19 protein-coding genes and 1 pseudogene are annotated in these 20662 nt (G+C 69.5%); 6 read left to right on the top strand and 14 right to left on the bottom strand.

Annotated features, from left to right (window positions below; translation table 11 throughout):
* The first annotated feature begins 95 nt into the window (after positions 1 to 95).
* On the top strand, positions 96 to 2519 hold the full coding sequence (locus AC1DGI_RS12305) for a DEAD/DEAH box helicase (protein ID WP_476899045.1): 2424 nt from the start codon (positions 96 to 98) through the stop codon (positions 2517 to 2519).
* Between the two features lie 75 nt (positions 2520 to 2594).
* Here the strand turns inward: AC1DGI_RS12305 and AC1DGI_RS12300 are convergent, their stop codons facing one another.
* The 7 genes from AC1DGI_RS12300 to ssd form a co-directional block, all read right to left on the bottom strand.
* Positions 2595 to 2999 carry an Rv3654c family TadE-like protein gene (locus AC1DGI_RS12300; RefSeq protein ID WP_476899044.1) on the bottom strand — a complete coding sequence of 135 codons (405 nt, stop codon included), beginning with the start codon at positions 2997 to 2999 and terminating at the stop codon, positions 2595 to 2597.
* Positions 2996 to 3373: a TadE family type IV pilus minor pilin gene (locus AC1DGI_RS12295; protein ID WP_476899043.1), complete on the bottom strand. Its 378-nt coding sequence runs from the start codon at positions 3371 to 3373 to the stop codon at positions 2996 to 2998. Before AC1DGI_RS12295 ends, AC1DGI_RS12300 begins: the two co-directional genes overlap by 4 nt.
* Before the next feature lie 152 nt (positions 3374 to 3525).
* Positions 3526 to 3825 carry a DUF4244 domain-containing protein gene (locus AC1DGI_RS12290; RefSeq protein ID WP_476899042.1) on the bottom strand — a complete coding sequence of 100 codons (300 nt, stop codon included), beginning with the start codon at positions 3823 to 3825 and terminating at the stop codon, positions 3526 to 3528.
* A gap of 163 nt (positions 3826 to 3988) precedes the next feature.
* Entirely contained in the window at positions 3989 to 4594 is a 606-nt protein-coding gene (locus AC1DGI_RS12285; protein ID WP_476899041.1) for a type II secretion system F family protein, read from the bottom strand.
* The gene (locus tag AC1DGI_RS12280; protein WP_476899040.1) at positions 4591 to 5298 is read right to left on the bottom strand and encodes a hypothetical protein; all 708 of its coding nucleotides are present in this window, start codon (positions 5296 to 5298) and stop codon (positions 4591 to 4593) included. Before AC1DGI_RS12280 ends, AC1DGI_RS12285 begins: the two co-directional genes overlap by 4 nt.
* A 173-nt stretch (positions 5299 to 5471) precedes the next feature.
* Entirely contained in the window at positions 5472 to 6761 is a 1290-nt protein-coding gene (locus AC1DGI_RS12275) for a TadA family conjugal transfer-associated ATPase (RefSeq protein WP_476899039.1), read from the bottom strand.
* On the bottom strand, positions 6758 to 7894 hold the full coding sequence (gene ssd / locus AC1DGI_RS12270; protein WP_476899038.1) for a septum site-determining protein Ssd: 1137 nt from the start codon (positions 7892 to 7894) through the stop codon (positions 6758 to 6760). The genes AC1DGI_RS12275 and ssd overlap by 4 nt, the downstream gene beginning before the upstream one ends.
* A 119-nt stretch (positions 7895 to 8013) precedes the next feature.
* Here ssd and AC1DGI_RS12265 point away from each other — a divergent pair, with 119 nt between their 5' ends.
* Both AC1DGI_RS12265 and AC1DGI_RS12260 read left to right on the top strand, forming a co-directional pair.
* A complete protein-coding gene (locus AC1DGI_RS12265; RefSeq protein ID WP_476899037.1) occupies positions 8014 to 9723 on the top strand; it encodes a bifunctional 3'-5' exonuclease/DNA polymerase in 1710 nt (569 codons plus the stop codon).
* Between the two features lie 161 nt (positions 9724 to 9884).
* Positions 9885 to 10070 carry a YegP family protein gene (locus AC1DGI_RS12260; RefSeq protein ID WP_441399701.1) on the top strand — a complete coding sequence of 62 codons (186 nt, stop codon included), beginning with the start codon at positions 9885 to 9887 and terminating at the stop codon, positions 10068 to 10070.
* 22 nt (positions 10071 to 10092) lie between these two features.
* On the opposite strand, the gene AC1DGI_RS12255 is transcribed toward AC1DGI_RS12260, so the two are convergent.
* From AC1DGI_RS12255 to AC1DGI_RS12240, 4 genes are all read right to left on the bottom strand, one after another.
* A complete protein-coding gene (locus tag AC1DGI_RS12255; protein ID WP_441399700.1) occupies positions 10093 to 10773 on the bottom strand; it encodes an NUDIX hydrolase in 681 nt (226 codons plus the stop codon).
* Positions 10770 to 11579 carry an endonuclease III gene (nth, locus tag AC1DGI_RS12250; protein ID WP_476899135.1) on the bottom strand — a complete coding sequence of 270 codons (810 nt, stop codon included), beginning with the start codon at positions 11577 to 11579 and terminating at the stop codon, positions 10770 to 10772. The genes AC1DGI_RS12255 and nth overlap by 4 nt, the downstream gene beginning before the upstream one ends.
* A gap of 67 nt (positions 11580 to 11646) precedes the next feature.
* Positions 11647 to 13008: a hypothetical protein gene (locus AC1DGI_RS12245; RefSeq protein WP_476899036.1), complete on the bottom strand. Its 1362-nt coding sequence runs from the start codon at positions 13006 to 13008 to the stop codon at positions 11647 to 11649.
* A 149-nt stretch (positions 13009 to 13157) separates the two neighbouring features.
* Positions 13158 to 13673, bottom strand: a complete 516-nt coding sequence (locus AC1DGI_RS12240) for a hypothetical protein (protein WP_476899035.1) — start codon at positions 13671 to 13673, stop codon at positions 13158 to 13160.
* Positions 13674 to 13964: 291 nt separating this feature from the next.
* On the opposite strand from AC1DGI_RS12240, the gene acs reads away from it, so the two are divergent.
* Together acs and aroQ are read left to right on the top strand one after the other, a co-directional pair.
* Entirely contained in the window at positions 13965 to 15995 is a 2031-nt protein-coding gene (acs, locus tag AC1DGI_RS12235) for an acetate--CoA ligase (RefSeq protein WP_476899134.1), read from the top strand.
* Positions 15996 to 16315: 320 nt separating this feature from the next.
* On the top strand, positions 16316 to 16789 hold the full coding sequence (gene aroQ, locus AC1DGI_RS12230; RefSeq protein ID WP_441399697.1) for a type II 3-dehydroquinate dehydratase: 474 nt from the start codon (positions 16316 to 16318) through the stop codon (positions 16787 to 16789).
* Positions 16790 to 16794: 5 nt separating this feature from the next.
* Here aroQ and AC1DGI_RS12225 read toward each other — a convergent pair whose 3' ends face one another.
* The gene (locus AC1DGI_RS12225; RefSeq protein WP_441399696.1) at positions 16795 to 17976 is read right to left on the bottom strand and encodes a MarP family serine protease; all 1182 of its coding nucleotides are present in this window, start codon (positions 17974 to 17976) and stop codon (positions 16795 to 16797) included.
* A 283-nt stretch (positions 17977 to 18259) separates the two neighbouring features.
* Here AC1DGI_RS12225 and AC1DGI_RS12220 point away from each other — a divergent pair.
* A pseudogene (locus AC1DGI_RS12220) lies at positions 18260 to 18757 on the top strand (Crp/Fnr family transcriptional regulator); the annotation flags it as partial.
* Positions 18758 to 19264: 507 nt separating this feature from the next.
* Here AC1DGI_RS12220 and AC1DGI_RS12215 read toward each other — a convergent pair.
* Both AC1DGI_RS12215 and AC1DGI_RS12210 read right to left on the bottom strand, forming a co-directional pair.
* Positions 19265 to 20101 (bottom strand): IS3 family transposase, encoded by an 837-nt coding sequence (locus tag AC1DGI_RS12215; protein WP_476899133.1) that lies wholly within the window; start codon positions 20099 to 20101, stop codon positions 19265 to 19267.
* Between the two features lie 14 nt (positions 20102 to 20115).
* A partial coding sequence (locus AC1DGI_RS12210; RefSeq protein WP_476899034.1) for a helix-turn-helix domain-containing protein occupies positions 20116 to 20662 on the bottom strand: 547 nt, incomplete at its 5' end.

Genomic DNA, 20662 nt, shown 5'->3' with positions numbered 1-20662 from the left:
CCAGGGCAGCTTGGCGGCGGGCAGCGCGCCGCTGCGGCGGGTGGCTGGCGTCGGGCGGCGGCGGGCGATTTGAGCCCGGGTGAAACAATGTTGGAGTGAATCCCCATGAGTCCCTGATCCCGTTGCTGGGCCGCGGCCCGGACCCGGAGCAGCTGCGGCATGTGCGGATGATCCCGGCCCGGAAGGCCGTTGTTGAGCCGTGGCCGGAGTGGGTCCACCCGGATCTCGTGCAGGCGTACGGCAGGCTCGGCCTCCACGAGCCCTACCGCCACCAGGTACAGGCCGCAGATCTGGCCCACGCCGGCGAACATGTGGTGATTGCCACCGGCACCGCCTCCGGCAAGTCCCTGGCCTACCAATTGCCGGCGCTGGACGCGGTCCACCGCTCCGAACTGCGCGTGGCGGCCGATCCCGGAAAGATCCACGACGACGGGGCCGTCGCCCTGTACCTCTCGCCCACGAAGGCCCTGGCCGCCGACCAGCTGGCCGCCATCCGCTCGCTCCGGCTTCCCACCGTCCGCGCGGAAACCTACGACGGCGACACAGACCCGGCCTCCCGCCGCTGGATCCGGGACCACGCCAACGTCATCCTTGCCAACCCGGACATGCTGCACTTCGGCATCCTGCCCAACCATGCCTGGTGGGCCCGGTTCTTCCGCCGGCTGCGCTACGTGATCGTGGACGAGGCGCACAGCTACCGGGGCGTTTTCGGCTCGCACGTGGCGAACCTGATGCGCCGACTTCGGCGGATCTGTGCCTACTACAGCCCCGGCGCCGATCATCCCGGTCCCGTGTTCATCGCCGCTTCGGCCACCGCGTCCGACCCGGAAACCTCCTTCGGCCGGCTCATCGGCGCTCCGGTCCGGGCGGTGTCCGAGGACTGCTCGCCGCACGGTGCCACCACCGTTGCCTTCTGGGAACCGGCCCTGACGGAGCAGCGCGGCGAAAACGGGGCCAAGGAGCGCCGGACCGCCGTGGCTGAAACTTCGGACCTGCTGGCCAACCTGGTCGCCTCCCGGGTGCGGACCATCGCGTTCATCAAGTCCCGGCGGGGGGCCGAGACAATCGCCTCCATCACGAAACGCCTCCTGGACGAGGTGGACCCCAGCCTGCCGCAGCGGGTGGCGGCCTACCGGTCTGGGTACCTGCCGGAGGAAAGGCGGGCTCTGGAAAAGGCGCTGCGCTCCGGCGAGCTGCTGGGCGTTTCCAGCACGTCCGCGCTCGAACTGGGAATCGACATCTCCGGTCTCGACGCTGTTCTGGTGGCCGGCTGGCCGGGAACCAGGGCCTCGCTGTTCCAGCAGATCGGCCGGGCGGGCCGCGCTGGGCAGGACGCCATAGCCGCCTTCGTCGCGAGCGACGATCCCCTCGACACTTATCTGGTGAACCACCCGGAGGCGATCTTCGACGTTTCGGTGGAGGCCACGGTCTTCGACCCCTCCAACCCGTATGTGCTCGGACCGCACTTGTGTGCCGCCGCGGCGGAGCTGCCGCTGGGGTATGCGGAGTTCGGGTTGTTCGGCCCGACGGCCGAAAAACTGCTGGATCAGCTGGTCGGCCAAGGCTACCTCCGCAAGCGCCCCGCGGGCTGGTTCTGGACCCACCCCCAAAGCGCCGCGGCCATGGTGAACCTGCGGGCCGACGGCGGCGGGCCGGTGAGCATTGTGGACGCCGACACCGGTTCCCTGCTCGGCACCATGGATTCGCCCCAGACGCATTACCAGGCACACACCGGCGCCGTCTACGTCCACCAGGGCGAGAGTTACGTCGTCGAGGAGCTGAACGAGGGCGAGCACTGCGTCGTGGTGCGGCGGGCCAACCCCGACTACTACACCACGGCACGCGACGTGACCCAGATCGAGGTCCTGGAGACGCTGCGCACCACGCAGTGGGGAGACGTCGCGGTGCACTTCGGCGACGTGAAAGTGACGACCCAAGTGGTCTCCTTCCAGCGCAAGGCGCTGATTTCGAACGAGATCCTCGGCGAGGAACCGCTGGAACTCGGCGCCCGGGATCTGTTCACGAAGGCGGTCTGGTTTGTGATGGACAACCGCTCCCTGACGGGTGCCGGGCTGATCGAGGCGCAGTTCCCCGGAGCGTTGCACGCGGCCGAGCACGCCTCGATCGGGTTGCTGCCGCTGGTGGCGTCCAGCGACCGCTGGGACATTGGCGGGGTGTCCACCGCCATCCACGCGGACACCGGGGTGCCGACGATCTTCGTGTACGACGGCCACCCCGGCGGGGCTGGTTTTGCCGAGCGCGGCTACGACAAGGCCCGGGTGTGGCTGTCCGCGACGCGCGATGCCATCAAGGCCTGCGAATGCGAGTCCGGCTGCCCGTCCTGCGTGCAGTCCCCCAAATGCGGCAACAAGAACAACCCCCTGGACAAGGACGCCGCGGTCGCGCTGATCGAGATGCTGCTGACCGACGCCACCGACCTCATGGGCGGCCCCGCGGCCGAACCGGGAACGGCGGCCGCCGACCCACTCGCCGGACAGGTCGCCGGCCGCCCGGCGTAGCTGTATAGCTGGCCCGGGAACCGCTCGGCTGCAACCGGGCGGCGGGGGGCTGCCTACCTTGGCCTGCCTTCGCGGTCAGCGGCTCGGGGTAGGCAGCCCCGTCGGGGGTCCCGCGTCCAAGGCGGGCGGAGGGCCCGCCCGGGCGCGGCCAAAGGCCGCACCGAAGGCCGTGCGGAACCGGAGTTCCGTGCGGACCTGAACGGTATCGCCGGACTCGACCACACAGTCCACCAACAGCGCGTCGTGCCGTGCCGCGACGTCCACGGCGACAGCACAGGGCTCGCCGACGGTGAGACCCCTGGCGGCATCCGCCGCTGCGAGGGCCGCCAGGTCCGCGGCGGTCGCCGACTTCGACGCCATCACGGCGGCCTGTCCCAGCGCCACCACTGCGGTCATCGCCAACAGCAGCACCAGTACCAGGCCAAGGGCGAGAACAGTGCCCGCACCCAGTTCCGGGTTCTGCGCCGGCGCCGGCATCATGCCTCCAGGCGGAGGGCCAGGGGCGCCGTCCGCGGGACAGACGACGCCGGCGCGTCCGAGGATTCACTTCGCGCCCAGGCCCTGGCGGTGAGGGTCCACGGGACCAGCGAACCCGCGGCCCCGCTGACCGTGCCTGAGACCGTGACGCTGATCCATCCGCCGTCGGCAGCCACGGTTGCCCGCGCCGAATCCCCGGCGAATTGCCGGACGATTCCGCTAACCGCAACGGCATCCTCGCCGCGGGCGAGCGCCCGGGCACCGGCCCGGGCAGCCTCCTCGAGCCGGAGTTGCGTCAGCCCGGCGGCGGAACCGGCCAGCAACAAGCCCAGCACCAGCAGGACCGCCGGCAGAGCGACGGCGAACTCGGCCGTCACAGCGCCGCGGCATGGCTCGCCGGGGCGGTGCCATCGGGATCGCGGCTGCGGCTCCTTGGCCGGCCACTGCCGGCGGGGTCCCGCTTGCCCACGGCCGCGGGAGCCGGCGCTGCCGGTGGAGGACGCTCGCGGCTCGCCAATCCGCTCGCTAATCACGGCAGCGCCAAGGCCGTGCGGATCAGATTCAGCAGGAAACCCCGGACCTCCTCACTGCGCATGATCAGCACGAGCAGGCCGGCAAACCCGACAGCGGCCAACGTTGCGATGGCGTATTCAGCGGTGGCCATCCCTACTTCCGAGCCGAGCTGCCTTCTCCGCCGGCGTCCGGCCGCGAGGCCGGCCTGGACCGGCGGGGCTTGGCGGGCGCCCGGGTAGATTTCACGGACCTCCGCCGTGCCGGTCTCGGCAGACTCACGGTCGGGGCCGGCGGGGGCGTTTGGATGGTGGGTCATGAGCGTTCCTCTCGAAATGAATCCGGCGCAGTCGCCGGCTGTTTCCACCCTGCGCGGTCCGGTCGGCGCCGTTAAGAGAGCGGCCGGGACAAGTGGAAAAGTTGGGCTGTGGAGGAGGAGTCGCAGCGCTCAAACGCACGGCGGCGCCTCCGCCGGTGAGCTGTCAGGAGCCCGGGGGCAGCATCGCGAGCACCACCGGCACAATCCCCAGGCACACGAAGGCGGGCAGAGAGCAGAGCCCCAGCGGGATGACCAGTTTCACGCCCAGCGCGGCGGCACGCTGCTCGGCGGCCCGGAAATGTTCGCGGCGGAGCCGGGCGGCCTGCGCGTACAGGATGGCGGAGGACGGCACGCCGGTCAGTGCGGCGAAGCCCAAAGCGTCGCGGAGGGCGAGCAGTTGGGAGGGAACGGCGTGGGAGCTGCGCCACGCGGTTTCCCAGTCGGCGCCGATCGCCAGGGCGGACACGACCGGACCCAGCGGACGGCCGAGTCCGGGGGCGGTGTGCCGGGCAACCAGCTCCAGCGAACGGCCCAGCCCGGATCCAGCGTCCAGCATGGCACCGATCAGTTCCAACATCAGGACCGGGTCCCGAAGCCCGACCCCGGGATCCTCGGGCGGGCCGCCGCGGCCTGTGACGCGGCTAGCCGCGAGCCGTCGTGGGCCCAGATGCCTCCAGCGCCGGGCCGCCCGGCCATGGTCCGCGAGTCCGACCACCGCTGCCGCGGCCAGCAGGGCGGCCACGGCGAGGCTGCCCGGTAGCGGGGTCACGGCTGCCGGCCGGCTGCCGCGCCGACCAGCCGGGCGGACCAGATCCGGCCCGCCGCGGTGAGGGCGATGCCCGCGCCGAGTGCTGCCAGGCCGACGGGTGTGCCGAGCAGGACGGTCGAGGGATTCACGCCCAGCAACACCCCGAGCCCGAGCCCGAGAAAGGGCAGCCAGGTAAGGATCCGGACGGTGGCCCTGGGCCCGGCGAGGGCAGTCTGCCGGGCGGCTGCGGCGTCGTCCTCGGCCTCCAGATGGGCGGCATACCGCGTGAGGACATCGGCGAGCGGACAGCCGCTGGCCTCGGCCACATCGAAGCACGCCGCAAGTTCCACCCAGACCGCCCGTTCCTTGTGTTCGCGACCCCGGGGTGAGGCTGTGCCGGGATCCGGGGAGGCTCCCTGGCGGATCGCCGCGGCCACCGGGGTACCCCGCAGGGCTGCGGTCCGGGCTGCGGACAGAATCCCCTGCGACGTCGCACTCAACAGTCCAGTACGGGCCGCGGCCCTGTTGCGCCGTCCGGTGCCCTCGAACGGGTGGTTCGGCGGGTGCTCCGGTACGCGGCCCGCCGTGTAGTCGGACCCGTGCTGGTTCACGTAGAGCAGCCAAAGTTCTTCCCACAGCCGGGCCGGTGATCGGCCGCCTTTCAGCAAAGCGGCCAGCTGCTGCACCAGCACGGTCATGGGCACCTCGGATACGGCTGGACCCATCCGGTGCCACGGCGAAAAGAGGCCGCGCCGGCCGGCCGTGGTGCCGCCGGCAGGTTCCCGGGGGCTACCCGGCGGCGGCCCGGATAGGACCCGCCGAATCCGCCGTCTGGCCCCGTCCGACGGCGAGAGTGCCAACCACAACGCCAGGGCCAGGATCCCGGTCAGGGCGGCCGTCATGGCGGCCCCGGCCCGGTGACAGGCGGCATCGGGGGTGCGGTCCCCGGCCCGGCAACCGGGTCCAGGCCCAGCCTGGCCGCAAGCTCCGGCCACGCGGGACCGGCGTGGACCTCGCCTCCGACTGTTTCCAAGGCCGCCGCCACGGCCAGGCCGGCGCCGTTTTCCCCGACCAGCCCGATGGATGCCACCTGCCGGCCAAGCCGGGTCCGTTCCAGATGGACCACGGCGTCCAGGGCGCTGGCGGCCTGGAGGCGGACAGCTTCCGGTCCCATCCCCGCGAGCGCGCCGAGCGCCATGAGCCGGGCGGGGACCCCCGCGGCGGTGTTGGCGTGGATCGTCCCGCCGGCCCCGGAGTGCCCGGTGTTCATCGCGGCGAGGAGCTCGCGGACCTCGGCGCCGCGGCACTCCCCGACCACCAGCCTGTCCGGCCGCATCCGCAGGGCCTGCCGAACCAGCTCGGCCAGATCGACGGTGCCCCCGCCTTCGAGATTGCTGTGGCGCGACTCGAGGGACACCACATGCGGATGAACGGGGTTCAGCTCCGAGGCGTCCTCGATCAGGACGAGCCGCTCCGCCGGCCGGCACAGCCCCAGCAGGGTGGCGAGCAGCGTCGTCTTTCCCGAGCCGGTGGCGCCGCTGACGAGAAAGCTGAGGCGGCGGGCCACCATCCGCCCCAGGACATCTTGGACCAACGGGCCGAACATGCCGCCGCGGCTGAGCTCGGCCAGGGAGAAGACAGACGCGCGCCGGATCCGCACGCTTAGGAGGGTGCCGGTGGTGGAAACCGGCGGCAGAACGGCGTGGACCCGGTAGCCGCCGTCGAGCCTGACATCCACGCAAGGCGACCCGTCATCCAGCCGGCGGCCGCCGGCGGCCACGAGCCGGGCCGCCAGCGCGCGGACCTGGGCTTCGCCGGCGAAGGTGACGGGGACACGCTCCAGACCGCGCCCGCGGTCCAGCCAGACCGAGTCCGGGCCGTTGACGAAGATGTCCGTCACCAGCGGGTCACGGGTCAGCGGCTGGAGCGGCCCCAGCCCGTTCAGTTCGGCGCTGATGCTTTCGACGGCGGCCAGCGCACCGGCGGTGCCGAGCACCCGGCCGCTAGCCTGCACGGCCGCGGCCACCCGGGACGGAGTGACCGGACCGGCGTCGGCCATAACCGATTCGCGGACCGCATCGAGCAGGCGTGCATCCACCCGTTTCTGGGCGCCCCGCAACTGCCGGCGAGCCGCCGGGTTTCCCGGATGCGGCGGTTCCCGCGGGTCCGGAACCGCGTGCGAGTTCACGGGTACTCGTCCGCGCTGAAGTCAAGGATGGCGTCGGTGAAGCGCTGCACGCTGCGCCGCACGCCGGTCTCCAGCAGGCGGCCGAGTTCCGTGGCCGCGGCCGTGCCGCGGACCTCGGGCATGATGCTCTGCACGGGCAGTCCCACGGCTTCGGCGATGAGCTGGAAGTCCAGCGCCGCCCCGGGTTTCGCGCGGATCACCAGTGCGGTGTCCACCGGCGGAAGCTCCGGCACGAGACGGGCGGATGCCACCGCGGCGCGGAGCTGGGCCGGCAGCACGACGAGGACCCGGTCGCATTCCCACGCCAAGGTACGCAGCGGCTCGCGGCCGCGGCCGATGTCCAGCAGGACCAGCTCGTAGCAGCGCCTCGCGGCGTCGAGCACCCCGGCCACAGCGGCCGCGTCGACTGCCTTGGGCCGCTCACGGTTGCCCGGCCAGGACAGGAAGGAGAAGCCGCCCGCTTCGGGCAGCGCCTCGTGCAGCTGGTCCGGGTCGATGCTGCCGCTGGCCTCGGCGAGGTCGGGCCAGCGGAGCCCGGGGGCGTCTTCCGCGGCGAGTGCCAGTTCGAGCCCGCCGCCCCACGGATCGCCGTCGACCAGGAGCACGCGGGCGCCGAGGCCTGCGGCGGCCTGCGCCAGCCAGATCGCGGCAGTCGTCGCCCCGGCCCCGCCACAGCCGCCGACGACGCCGAGGACGTGCCCGCCGGGATCCGGGGCGTTCGAGCGGCTCAGGTACTCGGCCAGCCACGGGCCGCCTTCGGGGAGGACCGCCACGCGTTCGGCCCCCATCGCGGCGGCCAACTGCCACAGGCTGTCCCCTTCGCCGCTCAGCCCCACCAGCACTGCGGGGGCACGGCGCCGGTAGGGCAGCTCGGGCACATCGCTGCCGACCAGCACCGCGTCGGCGGAGTCCCAGTACGGCGCGGCCTCCGCAACGTCCCGGACCAGGCTCAGCTGGCGCCCGGCCGCGGCGACAATGCGCTCCACCTCGCCCCGCAGGACCTCGGATCCGGTCACCAGCAGCGTCTCCGCCGCCTCACCGGGAAGCCACGACCCGGGACTCGGCCCGGGCTGGGGGTCGGTCCCGGACACGGGTTCCGGGACCACGGGCTCGGGTAGCTGATGCCTGTTCATGCAATCACTGTGGGCGTGCCGGGCACGGGACGGAACCGCCGCCGCCAGCTATGTGGAGAACCGCGGCGAGTTCCGGCAACTGGCGGCCGCTACCGGAACGACAGGGCAGAATTGAGCCTATGCATCTGCTGCTTGCCGCCCACGCCGACGGCGCAGCCCTACAGCGGCTCACGGCCCAGGGCGAGCCCGATCCTGCCGCCCCCGAACCGCGCTTGGTCAGCTCGGCAGAGCTGCCCGGCGTCGTGCGTGAACTGGAAGTGGACCGCCCGCGCTGGATCTGGCACCGGACGCAGGACTGGTACCCGGCATTGCTCGGCGCCGGCGTCGAACTGGAACGCTGCTACGACCTGACCCTGTGCGGCGCCATCCTGGCCCACTCGGAGTTCACCGCGCACACCGATTACGCCCGGAACGCGGAGAAACTGACCCAGGATGACGACGTCGAGCAGCCGCCGCGGGTGCTGCAGCCCCCGCCCCAGCCTGCGGACCAGGGAGCGTTGTTCGATGACCCCGGGCTGCGCGCGGCGCCGCGCCATTCGCCCGAGGAGCTCCGCGCCGAGTACGCCGCTCAGCAGGAAGCCCTGGCCGGAATCGAGCCCGGCGGCGAGCGGCGAAAACAGCGGCTCCAGCTGCTGCTCGCCGCCGAGTCCGCCGGGGCCATGATCGCCGCCGAGATGCAGCACACCGGTGTGCCTTGGCGCGAAGAACTGCACGAGCAGATCCTCGCGGACCATCTCGGGCCGCGGCCGCCCCAGGGCCAGCGCCCGGCCCGACTGGAGGCACTCAACACCGAGCTTCGGCGCCTGTTGCAGTCCCCGGCGTTGAACCCGGATTCCCCGCAGGAACTGATGCGTGCCCTGCACCGCAACGGCATCGAGGTGAAATCCACCCGCCAGTGGGAGCTCAAGGAATCCAGCCACCCAGCCATCGAACCGCTGCTGGCCTACAAGAAACTCGCCCGACTCCACGCCGCCAACGGCTGGGCGTGGCTCGACGCCTGGGTTAAAGACGGCCGGTTCCAGCCCGAATATGTGGTGGGCGGCGTGGTGTCCGGGCGCTGGGCGTCGCGCGGCGGCGGTGCGCTGCAGATTCCGCGCCAGATCCGCGGTGCCGTCCACGCCGACCCGGGCCACAAGCTGATCGTGGCCGATGCGTCACAGCTGGAGCCGCGGGTGCTGGTGGCGCTGGCCCAGGATTCCAGGATGGCCGAAGCCGCCCGCGACAAGGACCTCTACGCCGGCATCGCCGCGCAGGGCTTCGGCGGCGACCGGGCCAAGGCCAAGGTCGCGTTGCTCGGCGCCATTTACGGTGCCACCACCGGGGAATCCGGGCGGCTGATGCCGCAACTGGCCCGCACCTATCCGCGCGCCGTCGGGTTTGTCGAGCAGGCCGCCCGCGACGGCGAGGCAGGGAAAACCGTCACGTCCCGGCTGGGCCGCAGCAGCCCGCCACCCTCGGAGCGGTGGCGGCGCAGCCAGCAGTCCGCCACCGCGGAGGAACAACGCCGGGCCGATATGCTGGCACGCTCGCGCGGGAGATTCACCCGGAACTTCGTGGTGCAGGGTTCCGCCGCTGACTGGGCCGCCTGTTGGTTGGCGGAACTGCGACGGCGGCTCCGCACCCTGCGCGCGTCAGGCTCTCCCGCCGGCGAGCTGGTCTTCTTCCTGCACGATGAAGTCATGGTCCACTGCCCGGATGATGCCGTTGCCGCCTGCAGCCAGGCCATCGAGGAATCTGCGGCGGCCGCGAAGGAACTGCTCTTCGGCAGGATCCCGGTGGATTTCCCGGTGAGCATCGCCGTCGCCGACTCATACGACAAAGCCAAATAAACAGCGCCAAAATGCCGCCGGGAGCCGCCCGAAATTCGCCGCGGGCGGCGGCCCGGACACCCGGGGTAACGTACCCGCCAGTAGCGTTGCGTCCGCTCTGTGACCCCCGATACGCTCGAAAAGCCCGAAAACGGGGCAACGAACATTGGGGAGGCAGCAGAGTGGCTGGCATATTCGAGATCGCAGCAGACGGAGACGAGTCGTACTTCTTCAAGCTGACCGCGTCGGACGGGACAGTACTTGCTGTTTCACCGCTTTACAACACCATCAGGGGCGCAGCCGCGGGCATCACAGCGGTGCGCGAAAATGCCGCCACCGGCCTGGTGGTGGACCGCTCCACAAGCTGACACGCCCAGCCACCGCGGAGCGTTAGCCGTCGATCCCGAGGAGCCGGGTGCGGTCCCACGGGACGGACCAGCCCAGCTGGTCGAACAGCTGGTTGAGGATCATCCCGGTGAAGCCCCACACCACCACACCGTTGACGGTGAACGCCGGGCTCTGGAACGTCTGACCGGCGCGGCTGACGGTCGCCATGACCCGGTTGTCCGGATCCAGCAGGTCCCGGACCGGCACCCGGAACACCTGGGAGGATTCGCCGTAGTCCACCACCCGGACGGGCGACTGCGACGCCCACCAGCCGAGGACCGGCGTGACCAGGAAATTCCCGCGGGGCAGGGCAAGTTCGGGCATGATGCCGAGGACCTCCACGCCCCGCGGGTCCAGGCCGGTTTCCTCTTCAGCCTCGCGCAGGGCCGCCTCGGTGACGGATTCGCCGGGGTCGATGCCGCCACCGGGGAACGCCACCTGGCCCGGATGGTCGTCCAGGGTCTGCGCGCGCTGGAGCAGAAGGACATCCAGGTCCGCCGGCGCCAGCAGCTTCACCGACGTTGCGGGGACATCGTCCAGCGAGCCGAACAGCATCAGCACGGCGGCACGGCGCACTCGTTCGCCGGGTTCGACCACCAGCTCGCGCCAGCGCGGATCCGGCGCCGGCGCCGTACCTGCCTGCACCGCGGCCACGTGGTCGATCAGGTCCTGGCGGGCGGTCATTGCGGCCTCCTCTGCGATGCCATCCGGATTTCGGCGGCCCGGTGGGTTTCCGCCAGCAGCTTCCCGAGCAGCTCCTCCTGGCCCGGCGCCAGTTCGTACTTCAGCAGCTTCCTGGCCTTGGCCGGGTCAGTCTCGCCGGCACCGTAGCTCGGACACCAGGTCGCCACCGCGCAGGCCCCGCAGGCCGGCTTGCGCGAATGGCAGACACGCCGGCCGTGGAAGACGACGCGGTGCGAGAGCATGGTCCAGTCCTTCGGCTCAAACAGCTCGGCGACGTCGGCTTCGACGCGGACGGGATCGTCCGAGTCCGTCCAGCCGAAGCGGCGGGCCAGCCGGCCGAAGTGGGTGTCCACCGTGATGCCCGGGACACCGAAGGCGTTGCCGAGGACGACGTTTGCGGTCTTACGTCCTACGCCCGGCAGCTTGACCAGGTCTTCGAGCCGGCCGGGCACCAAGCCGTCGTAGTCGTCGACAAGCCTGGTGCACAGCGCCATCAGGTTCCGTGTTTTGGCCCGGAAGAAGCCGGTGGGTTTGATGATGGCTTCCAGTTCGGCTGCCTCGGCCTCTGCCATGCTCCGGGCATCCGGAAAGCGGGCAAAGAGCAGCGGCGTGATCTGGTTGACCAGCACGTCGGTGGTCTGTGCCGAGAGCACAGTGGCCACCACCAGCTCGAACGGGCTGCGGAAATCCAGTTCGGCGTGCGCGTAGGGGTACTGCTCCGCCAGCGCCTTGTTGATCCGGCGGGCGCGGCGCTTGAGCCCCAGCAGGGACTCCGCGCCCGCCCGCGGCCCGGACTTCGCGTTCAGGACTTTCCCGCCGGGAGTCTTCCCGCCAGGGGGTTGCGCGCTCCCGGGTTCGATCGCCACGGCCCGGTTAGCCGCGTTCGATGTTGCTGAGGTCCTGGAGGACGCCCACACGGCCGTCCGTATGCTGGACCAGGAACTCGTGGCCGCGGTCTTCCAGGGCGAGGACCCAGCCGCCGGGTTCGACGACGAACGCGGGCGCGCCGGTCCGCTCGTCCACAGCTGTGCGGGGTTGCGCGACGGCGAACCAGAAAGCCTCATAGGCAGGCTGCGGAGCCGCGGCTTCGGGCCGGCTCGCGGGGTCCACGGTGGCGCCGATCGGCTCCTGCGCACGGACCTGCGGGGTCAGCGCGGTGGGGGCCTCGTGGCTTGCGGCCGAAGGCCCGGACGACACCGATGACGCGGCCGACGCGCCGGCAGCGGCCGGTGCGGGTGCGGCCTGGGTCTGCTCGGCGGGAGGAGCCACTACTCCGGCCCCGGCGGGCGGAGCATATGCCGCCGTCGGCGTCGGGGAAGCGGCGGGGACGACGCCGTGCGCCTGGGTGGCCGGCTCGTGGGATGCCGGGCGGTTATTTCCCGCGCCGAAGACGGCACCCGCCTCGATACCGCTGCCCCCCACAGCGGTGGCGCCGGCACCGCCGGCAGCACCCGCGCCGGCAGCAGCCGCGGCAGGGCTGGCGCCCGCGTGGGGCGCACCGTTGGACTCATGGCCCCTGGGGACGTGCGCTGAACTGCCGCCCTGCCTGCCGGGCGCGATCCGCTTCGCCCAGCCGGCCAGCGGGCTGCTGCTTCCCTCTTTGGCGGGCTTGGCTTCGCCAGCGGTCTTGGGAGGCTTCGGGGCGCGCGGCTTCCGGACCGGCTCCGCGGCTTCCCGCGCCACGACGTGGGCCGGCGCTTCGGCGCGGTGCAGGAAATCACCCGCGAGCGCCGGGAACAGCCGCGCCAGCACGGTGGCCGCGAAAAGCCCAAGCGCGCCTACGAGGCCAAGCAGCATGCTCGGCACGAACGCCCCGGCGGCCGCCAGGAAGAAGAACGCCAGGCTGAAGGACGCCACGACAGAGGCGAACTGGTCAATCGAGAGGGATCCGATGCGGATCTTCGTGCCCGGGCTTACCCGGCGCGCAACAAAGAGGGCGGCGACGATCAGCGGCAGCAGGACGCCCAGGCCCAAGAAGAAGAGGCTGCCCAGGTTCCAGAGGTTGTACCGGATGGCGAACATGGGGATCAGGGAGGCGATGAAGAGAATCAGCGTGGAGCCGAAGACGGTGAGGTCGCGGACGGTGAAAGGCCCCAGGACTGCCTCGTTGTTCTTCACGTTCGGCTTATCGACGGTGAAGCGTGGTTGTTCCCCCGGCCCATGGGACTGCGCCGGCCCGGACGGGCTTTCGTTTCGGGAGGGCGCTTGGAGCTGCCCGTTGCTTTGCTCGTTCATTCTGTTCTCCTTAGCTTGGCCGCACTCCGGACAGTGCCGCCTAACGGCAGGCAAAAGCTGGACCGCCAGCGGTCCTGTAGCCCCCATCGGATGTCACAACTCCATCTCAGCCTAGTCAAGTGCAGGACTGATCACTAGCTGGCCGGCCGTCACTCCAGCACCAGCGTGGTGGTTCCTTCGCCCTCCGCGTAAACCAGTGTGATTGTCAGCGGGAGTGTGTCCGCGCCGGCCGGGACGCTGAATTCGTGCGTCGTCGCCGCCAGGTCGGCGGTGCACGGGTTCTGCGCAGGCGCTTCGAAGCGGATGCGCACCCGGTCCGGGGCCGTGACTTCGATCCGGGTCGGAACGGCCGCGCAACTGGAGCTGCCCCACAGGGTGATGCCGAACCGTCGGGGCTTCTCCAGCCAGCCCGCCTCCGGCGTTCCCAGCTTCAGCCGGGGCGCGGGAACGGCGCCCGGCGGAACGGACGGCGCGCCTTGCGTGGCACCCGGCGAAACGGGCGGCGTCGGGAGCGTTCCGCGGTAACTGCGGTCGGCCACGCTGGGCGGTCCGGCGCAGCCGGTCAGCATCAGGGCCACAGCGAGAATGAGCGCGGCCAGCGCCGTTCCGTGCCGCTCCACCGCGGCCACCCGCCGCTGGCGCGGGCTCTGGCCCCAAAGTCTCATCTGCTCCCCCATGTCACTACACGTCGTGGGACCAGTCTCAGTCGTGCGTGCCCGCTCCGCCAGTCCCGGCTGCTCATTGCAGTCCTCCATTCGGCGCTTAATAAACGCCGCTCACGGTTCGCTTTGTGACCGGGCGCACGTTCCGTCCGAGGCAGGCGTTAGGGTGTATTTCGGAACAGCTCTTTGCGGTACGCCCGTGACCAGCCGCTGCCCGACGCCGCGCATGCGGCCCGGGAGCGCGGCGGAAACGGACGTCCGTGCAGCACGGATCGATGAATGATGAGGTTCACCATGTCCCAGCAGGCCCCAGGCTCCACCGCGACGACGCCCCCACAGGGCGATGCCTTCGAAAACCTGTCGCAGGAGAACCGCAAGTTCGCCCCCTCTGCGGAATTCGCCGCGAACGCCGTGGTCACCGCCGCGGACTATGCCGCGGCCGACGCCGACCGGCCTGCCTTCTGGGCCAAGCAAGCCCGCGGCCTGCTGAGCTGGAGCAAGGACTTCACCGAAACGCTGGACTGGTCCAACGCACCGTTCGCGAAATGGTTCGTCGGCGGCGAAATCAACGCCGCGTACAACGCCTTGGACCGGCACGTCGAGGCCGGCAACGGGGACCGGGTCGCGATCTACTTCGAGGGCGAGCCGGGCGACACCCGGACCTACACCTACGCGCAGCTCACCGACGAGGTCAAGAAGGCAGCCAACGCGTTCGAGTCCCTCGGTGTGGCCAAGGGCGACCGCGTCGCCGTGTACCTGCCGATGATCCCCGAGGCCGTCATCACCCTGCTGGCCTGCGCCCGGATCGGGGCCATCCACTCGGTGGTCTTCGGCGGCTTCTCCGCGGAGGCGCTCCGGTCCCGGATCGACGACGCCGAGGCCAAACTGGTTGTCACCGCCGACGGCACCTACCGCCGCGGCAAGCCCAGCTCACTCAAGCACGCCGTCGACGACGCGTTGTCCCACGAGGGTGACGGTGACGGCCACACCGTCCAGAACGTCGTCGTGGTCAAGCGCAACGGCCAGGACGTGGACTGGCACGACGGCCGGGACCACTGGTGGTCCGACACGGTCGGGGCCGCCTCCGCGGAGCACACCGCCGTCGGCCACGACTCCGAACACCCCCTCTTCATCCTCTACACCTCGGGCACCACCGGAAAGCCCAAGGGCATCCTGCACACTACCGGCGGCTACCTCACGCAGGGCGCGTACACCCACAAGGCGGTCTTCGACCTGCACCCGGAGACGGACGTCTACTGGTGCACCGCCGACGTCGGCTGGGTCACCGGCCACTCCTACGTTGCCTACGCGCCGCTGATCAACGGCGCCACCCAGGTGATGTACGAGGGTACCCCCGACTTCCCGCACCAGGGCCGCTGGTGGGAGATCGTGGAGAAGTACAAGGTCTCCATCCTCTACACCGCCCCCACCGCGATCCGCACCTTCATGAAGTGGGGCAAGGAGATCCCGGCGAAGTCGGACCTCTCCTCCATCCGGGTCCTGGGCTCGGTGGGCGAACCCATCAACCCCGAGGCATGGATGTGGTACCGGGACGTCATCGGCGCCAACGCCGGAGCTCACGGGGAGAAGAAGGAACACCCGGCACCGATCGTCGACACCTGGTGGCAGACCGAGACCGGCGCGCAGATGATCGCGCCGCTGCCCGGTGTGACGGCCACCAAGCCTGGCTCCGCACAGGTCCCGCTGCCCGGCATCGCCGTGGATGTCGTCGATGAGGCCGGCGAGTCCGTGCCCAACGGTCACGGCGGCTTCCTGGTGATCCGCGAACCGTGGCCCGCCATGCTGCGCGGTATCTGGGGCGATCCGGAGCGTTTCAAGGAAACCTACTGGTCCCGCTTCGAGACGATGTATTTCGCCGGCGACGGCGCCAAGAAGGACGAGGACGGCGACATCTGGCTGCTCGGCCGGGTGGACGATGTCATGAACATCTCCGGCCACCGGCTCTCCACCGCGGAGATCGAATCCGCGCTCGTGTCCCACCCGGCCGTGGCGGAAGCGGCCGTCGTGGGCGCGGCGGACGAGACCACCGGGCAGGCGGTCGTGGCGTTTGTGATCCTGCGCGGGGACGCGGTGGATTCGGGCGAGGCGATGGTGCAGGAGCTCCGCAACCACGTGGGCAAGGAAATCGGGCCGATCGCCAAGCCCAAGACCATCCTGATCGTCCCCGAACTGCCCAAGACCCGCTCCGGCAAGATCATGCGGCGCCTGCTCAAGGACGTTGCGGAAGGCCGGGAGGTGGGTGACGCCACCACGCTGGCAGACAACACCGTGATGGCCCAGATCGCGCGCTCGCTTAAGCAGTAGGCGCAGGCCGCGGCCGGCACCGACGGCGGCGCCGCCCACGTACGAGGGCGACGCCGCCCACGTCTGCGATTACCGGGCGCGGACCACGACGACTTCGAAGGTCGTGGCGGCGGGGCCCGTCGATTTCAGGGTGCGGGGGGGGCCCAGGCTGCCCGGCGGATTGCGTTCGCTACGTGAATGTTGCGCATGATGACGCACCAAAAGATTGGGCTTTTGTGCGCGGACCGACCGCCACGGGGACTCCGCACGATGGTCATTTCAGTTCAAGCAGGGGACCCCGCACGGGCCAGAGCCCGCTGTTACGCGATACATTGGCTGGCATGAGCGAAGCCACCCCCACGGACGCCGGCCGCGGCACCATCCTGGTCCTCAACGGACCCAACCTGAATTTGCTGGGCACCCGGGAGCCGGAAAAGTACGGGACGGCCACGCTGGCCGACGTCGAACAACTCGCCAGGGACACCGCCGCAGCGCACGGGCTCGACGTCGAATGCTTCCAGTCCAACCATGAGGGCGCCCTCGTGGACGCGATCCATGCCGCCCGCGGGAAAGCGGTGGGGATCGTCCTGAACGCCGGCGCCTACACGCACACCTCGGTGGCGATCAGGGACGCGATCACGGCGGTCCAGCTGCCCGCCGTCGAAGTCCACATCACCAACGTCCACGCCAGGGAAGCGTTCCGGCACCACTCCTACCTCTCGGACATCAGCAAGGCCGTGATCGCCGGCGCGGGCGTCCTCGGGTACCGGTTCGCCATCGAATATCTCGCCGAACTGCATGCCGGCCAAGACTGACACACTTACTTCTTGATGCACTGCCCGGATGAGACGGCGTTGCCCAGCCCCGGCGCCTGCGCGGCCACGGGACCGAGGTCGTTCATGGTGATCGCGAAGCCGAGCGAGTTTTCGGTGGTGGATTTCGCGAAGACCACGCCGGCCACCTGACCTTCCGCCGTGAGCAGCGGTCCGCCCGAGTTGCCCGGCTGGACGTCGCCGGCGATCCGGTAGACATCCTCAGCCGCAGCGTTATTGCCATAAATGTCCGGGACCAGGACGGTGGCGATGTCGCGCACCGTGGCGGGTTTGGACTGGAACGGGCCGCCGTGCGGATAGCCCGCGAACGCCGCCGGGCTGCCGGCGGGAAGGTTGGAGCTCAGCGGCAACGGCGCGGAGGGCAGCCCGTCGACGGCCAGCACGGCAAGGTCGTGCCGGCTGTCGAAGTAGACGACCCTGCCCGGGAGCGCTCCGCCGCCCGGGACCTCGACGACGGGCTGCGGGACACCGGCCACCACGTGGGCGTTGGTCACCACCCGTCCGGGCGAGACCACGAAGCCGGTTCCGGTCTGGTTCTGCCCGCACTGGTAGGCGGTCCCGGCGATCTTCAGCACGGAGGCGGCCGCCTTGTTCAGCGCCGGGGTGTCGGTGCTGGCATCCGGAACCGCGACGGGCTGACCCCCGATGCCCTCGAAAAGGGTGGGGATCCCGTCGCCGATGACGGCGGAGCGCAATTGGGCCATGGACGTCTTCAGCGGTGTGGGTGTGACGCCGTCGATAAACCCAATCACCTTGGAGTCGGCGAGCTGCTGGGAAACGAAGGGGACACCAAGGGCGCTGATGCTGAACGCCAGCATGGACATCACGAGGGCGGAGACGGCGACGTTGACGCCGCCGCCGGCTACACGGTCGGCCAGCCGGAGCGGGCTGATCTTAACGACGCTCCGGAGGCGCCGGCCGATCGCGGTGCCCAGCCCGTGACCCAACATCATCAGCACCACGGCCGCAGCGATGATCGCGGTGAGCCGCCAGGTGGGGTCATCGACCAGCTTGCTGACGATCGGTACGGACAGGAAGGCGGCCACGGCGCCGGCAGCGAACCCCGCGATGCCGCCGAACGTCACCAGGAAGCCGTTACGCAAGCCGTAGATCAGGTAGGACAGCAGCGTCAGAATCAACGCGAGGTCCAGGATGGTCAAGCCGAACACCGGGGCTCCTTAAGGACTTGTCAGGTCCACATTCTACCGGCGCGGGCCGACAGTTTGTCTGCCGCCTGCAGCGGCGTCCGACGTCGCGACCCGCGGCCAGCTCCGACGCCGAGGCTGAGCGTCCGACAGCTCGGCGGCGTGCTGGGGCGTGCGGCGTCGTCGCGCCCGGCGTCGTTCTCCGGCGTCGTATAGGGGGTTTCGGTGCCAAGTACGTCACAGAAGCCGCAAAATTCTGAAACAATGGCTAAAGCGCCCCAGCCGACACAGCAAGTCAGGAGTTTTCATGGATATCGAGGTATTGCGCCGCGCACCCCTTTTCGCCACGCTCGACGACGAGGCGTTCCGTCTGTTGACGGACGAACTCACCGAGGTGGACCTCTCACGCGGAGCCTCGGTTTTCCGGGAAGGCGACCAGGGTGACCAGCTGTACTTCATCGTCTCCGGCAAAGTGAAGCTCGGCCGCACGTCCCCCGACGGCCGCGAGTCCCTGCTCGCCATTCTCGGCCCCGGCGAACTCTTCGGCGAAATGGCCCTGTTCGACCCCAGCCCGCGCACCGCCACGGCCACGGCCGTCTCCGAAACCCGGCTGGCCGGCCTGCGGAACGAGAGCCTCAACGCCCTCCTGCGCACCCGCCCGGAGGTCTCGGCCCAGCTGCTGCAGGCCCTCGCCCGGCGCCTGCGCCGCACCAACGACTCACTCTCCGACCTGGTCTTCTCCGACGTTCCGGGCCGCGTGGCCAAGGCGCTGCTGGACCTGGCCGACCGCTTTGGCCGCCCCGCGTGAACTGGTCCCCGAAAGTTGGACTCGCAAATGCGATGTCTCCACTTTAGCGGCCAGCGATCGGCCCTTCTGAGAAGGCTCCGTCCCATTAGGGACGGAGCCTTCCTTTGTAAGTGAGTGTCTGCTTCGAAACGGCGTCGACACTGCGGGGACTTCGCGTTGGCCTTGGGGATGCTCATGGACAGGACCGTGGCACTTGATTGAAGCCCCTGACATGAGGCTCTAGACTCGCTTCAATCCGTAGTTGGGCGCCATTCAAAGGGCACGGCAGCGGGTCCTGACGAAGGGAAGCTCCTTGAGCCCAAAGACGAGTCGAATTCTCATTCTCATAGGGACGGTTGGGCTGGCGATAATCGCCTTGATTCAGCTCATCCGTGGGGACTACATCTCCGCCGGTCTTGGCCTTTTCGGCGCCCTCATCGGCGCTTGGTCCTATGCTCTGAACCGCCGGGCCAACAAAAAGACCCTCTGATCAAAGGTCGTATGCTCCAGCGCCCGCCGGGGGTCCTAACCTGCGAGGGTCTCAGCACGGTATTGCACGGGGCTGAGGCCCTTGAGCTTGGTGGAGATTCTTTCGGTGTTGTACCAGTGGATGTATTCGTGCAGCGCTGATGCCAGGGCGTCGGTGCTGATGAATCGGACGCGGTGGAAGAGCTCTTCTTTGAGGTGTCCGAAGAAGTTCTCCATGACGGCATTGTCGTAGCAGTTGGCTTTGCGGGACATCGATTGGACCGCGCCCGCGGTCTGCAGGAGCTTGCGCCAGGAGTAGTGCTGATACTGGAACCCCTGGTCGGAGTGCACGAGCGGTTCCTGTCCGACCTCCAGGGTGGCCAGTGCGCCGCGCAGCGAGGAGTTGGTGAGCTCCAGATTGGGTGAGAGGCCAAGGGCGTAGGAGATGATCTGCCGATCGAAGAGATCCATGACCGGTGAGAGGTACAGTTTCCTGTCGCCGACGCTGAACTCGGTCACATCGGTCACCCATTTCTGGTTGGGGGCATCTGCTTCGAACTGGCGTTTCAACAGGTTCGGGGCCACGATGCCCTGCTCGCCCTGATAGGAGTTGTAGCGCTTCTTCCGCCGGACCTTGCAGACCAGCCGCAGTGAACGCATCAGCTTCAGCACGGTCTTTTTCGCGACCGTCCAGCCTTGTTTGACCAGTTCGATATGGACACGGCGGTGCCCGTACCGGGCATGGCTCTTCTCAAAGATGCCCGTGACCGCGGCWTTGAGCTCTGCTTGCGGGTCAGGAGCCAGCAGCCGAGCTTGGTGATAGTAGAACGTGGACCGGGGCAGCCCGGCAACGTCCAACRGAACTTCCAACCGGTGTTGGGCCTTGAGAGCGATGACAGCGCGGACTTTTAGCGCTGTTCCTCGTCCCTCAAGGCGTTTACTTTTCCCAAGAAGGCCACCTCTGCCCTCAACCGCTCGTTCTCGCGGCGAAGCCGCTGCAGCTCCGACTCCGGCTCTGCCGGCGCCCTGAGAGATGAGAGTGGTCGTCCGGGAGATTTCGGGCGTAAACCGTCCTCGCCTTCGTTGCGGTATATCCGCGCCCACTTCTTGATCAGATCCGGCGAGGAGAGTTGGAGCTCCTTCGCCAGGGCGACCTGGCTCTCCCCGGCCAGGAACCGGCGGACCGTATCGAGTTTGAACTCAAACGTGAACTTCCGATGGGTTGATTTGGTCACTAGCGCCGTACCTCCGCGAACTCTCCACAGGGCATGAATGCGGATGACAGCTTTAGAGCGGACGCCTAACCTCGTCGCCGCTGCCTTCGCGCCCCAACCCATCTCGAACAACGCTACCGCGGCCTCGCGCTGTTCCTCAGATAACGAACTACTGTCCTGCATAAAACTGCTCCCCGATAGAAGGACCGATTTCTCAGTCCAACTTTCGGGGAGCAGTTCA

The organism is Arthrobacter sp. 05N428_2 (assembly GCF_056397065.1).
Note: the sequence above shows the minus strand (reverse complement) of the source record. Positions and strands in the feature narration are given on the sequence as shown.